The organism is Halovulum sp. GXIMD14793, from assembly GCF_054457435.1.
In genome coordinates this window covers 1-1775 of the sequence record NZ_JBTLNE010000120.1, presented here as the reverse complement: position 1 = coordinate 1775, position 1775 = coordinate 1, and the positions used below count along the sequence as shown (strand labels likewise).

The following is a 1775-nucleotide window of genomic DNA, read 5'->3' as shown; positions in this document are numbered from 1 at the left end:
AAGGCCTACGACGCCGATTGGATCCGCGAGATGATCTGGGAACAAGGCGCAATCGACGTCATCCCGCCCAAGGCCAACCGCAAATTGCCCGCAGAATTTGACGCCGAAATCTACCGCGAACGCAACAAGATCGAGCGGGTCTTTGGGCGGCTCAAAACCTCATTCCGCCGGATCGCAACACGCTATGAAAAAACTTCAGCCAACTTCATGGCCATGATCAAACTCGCGTCTATCAGGCTATGGTGTCAGTTTTACGAGTCCGCTGCCTAGCCTATTTCTATGACACCGTCTGAGATGAAACGCGCTTCGGGAATGGGCAAGTTTTCCGGTGCCGGACCTTTGCGTATCCGCCCCGATGTGTCGTAGTGCGACCCGTGGCATGGGCAAAACCAGCCGTCAAAATCCCCCGCCTCTCCGAGTGGCACACATCCCAAATGAGTGCAAACGCCGATCATTACGAGCCATTCCCCAGCGTCGTCCAGAGTGCGATTGTCGTCATCTGCGGGAAGGCCGGGTTTGTTTGCATTTCGGTCGTCGCGATCCACCAGGTCTTCAAGTTTTACTGCACGTGCTTCATCGATCTCTTTTTGGGTCCGACGCCGTATGAAGACGGGTTTTCCCCGCCAAAGGACCGTCAGTTGCGATCCAATCTCAATATCGCTGATGTCTACGCGGATCTTTGACAGCGCAACGACGTCTGCCGATGGGTTCATTTGGTTGATTAGGGGCCAAGTCGCAGCTCCGGCGGCAACGACACCCGCCCCGCCTGTGGCGAAGAACAAAAAATCGCGCCTTTGCCCACCTTCATCCGGTTTGTTCGCCTTATCCATTTGTTCTTCCAGTTCAAAAATTCGAATTAGCAACGCGCGAAACCTTCAAGTATCTTTGTCCAAAATAGAAGGTAGCCACGAGGGTATCAGCGTTCGAGGCCTTGGCACCTCTGCCTCAAAGCGCCAAAGTCACAGTTAGGGTTGATGAAGAGTCACCAAGTCTCGGGTGCCCCGTCTTTTAGCATGCGGTAGAGTTCGTCTTTGAGATGAACACGTTTCTTCAACATCTCATTCAACTGTGTATCAGACATGGGGGCGACATTTGTCTCTGCCCGATGGATCGCGCGGTTCAGTTCGTGATACTCGTCTGAACGTTGCCTAAAGTGCGGGTCAGTCAGTTTCAGATCGTGGATCCGTTGTGTCAGCAATGGGAATTCTTCTGCGAGGCCGTGTGGAACGTGACTCATCCGTGGATCTCCGGACCCTTTACCCAGGCCATGACGGATTTTTCCAAATCAGATACGTGGTGCCCGTGCACCTCGGCATCATGTGCATCGTGATCCAACTGCTTTTGCAAGAATGCATGGCGTGCCTTCAACTGTCCCGCAGTCAAATGGTCACCGAAATTCCAGAGTTTTTTCTCGTCGAGATGTGTTTCCGCTTTCGCTAGCTTTGCACTCAGTTTGTCGAACTCGGCAGATAATTCAGATCTTGTGGACATGTCTTTGTCCTCCTTCATTGATTCCACTCCAACATAGGAACCAAAGCTTTTCTGCGCTTGATGTTAAATTTACAATTTTGACAAGATGGCGGCCATTGACAGGGGTACGTGAAGCCCTGAGGCCTAGCAGTCGAGGTCTAGGCCGGGAATAGTTCAATCTTGTTCGAGAGTGTCCGGTCTTTTGTGTATGACTGATCCGGTTCATGCTTCACCGAAAGGAAGCATGAATGACTATCTCAAAGGAAATTCTGGATGAACTTCTTCAGGGCGTTGAGCGCGCTGAA

4 protein-coding genes are annotated in these 1775 nt (G+C 51.9%); 1 reads left to right on the top strand and 3 read right to left on the bottom strand.

The features are described from left to right. On the top strand, window positions 1–270 hold a 270-nt coding region (locus tag ACW9UQ_RS18600), incomplete at its 5' end, for a transposase (RefSeq protein ID WP_458932477.1). Here the strand turns inward: ACW9UQ_RS18600 and petA are convergent. From petA to ACW9UQ_RS18585, 3 genes are all read right to left on the bottom strand, one after another. After that, window positions 267–830 carry a ubiquinol-cytochrome c reductase iron-sulfur subunit gene (gene petA / locus ACW9UQ_RS18595; RefSeq protein WP_458932476.1) on the bottom strand — a complete coding sequence of 188 codons (564 nt, stop codon included), beginning with the start codon at window positions 828–830 and terminating at the stop codon, window positions 267–269. The genes ACW9UQ_RS18600 and petA overlap by 4 nt on opposite strands. A 152-nt stretch (window positions 831–982) precedes the next feature. Continuing rightward, entirely contained in the window at window positions 983–1237 is a 255-nt protein-coding gene (locus tag ACW9UQ_RS18590) for a YdcH family protein (protein WP_458932475.1), read from the bottom strand. After that, window positions 1234–1491: a 3-ketoacyl-ACP reductase gene (locus ACW9UQ_RS18585; protein WP_458932474.1), complete on the bottom strand. Its 258-nt coding sequence runs from the start codon at window positions 1489–1491 to the stop codon at window positions 1234–1236. Before ACW9UQ_RS18585 ends, ACW9UQ_RS18590 begins: the two co-directional genes overlap by 4 nt. Window positions 1492–1775 lie beyond the last annotated feature (284 nt).

Excerpts from the sequence above, each read along its gene's own strand:
- ACW9UQ_RS18585 (WP_458932474.1), bottom strand. The coding sequence starts at position 1,491 with ATGTCCACAAGATCTGAATTATCTGCCGAGTTCGACAAACTGAGTGCA.
- ACW9UQ_RS18590 (WP_458932475.1), bottom strand. The coding sequence starts at position 1,237 with ATGAGTCACGTTCCACACGGCCTCGCAGAAGAATTCCCATTGCTGACA.
- petA (WP_458932476.1), bottom strand. The coding sequence starts at position 830 with ATGGATAAGGCGAACAAACCGGATGAAGGTGGGCAAAGGCGCGATTTT.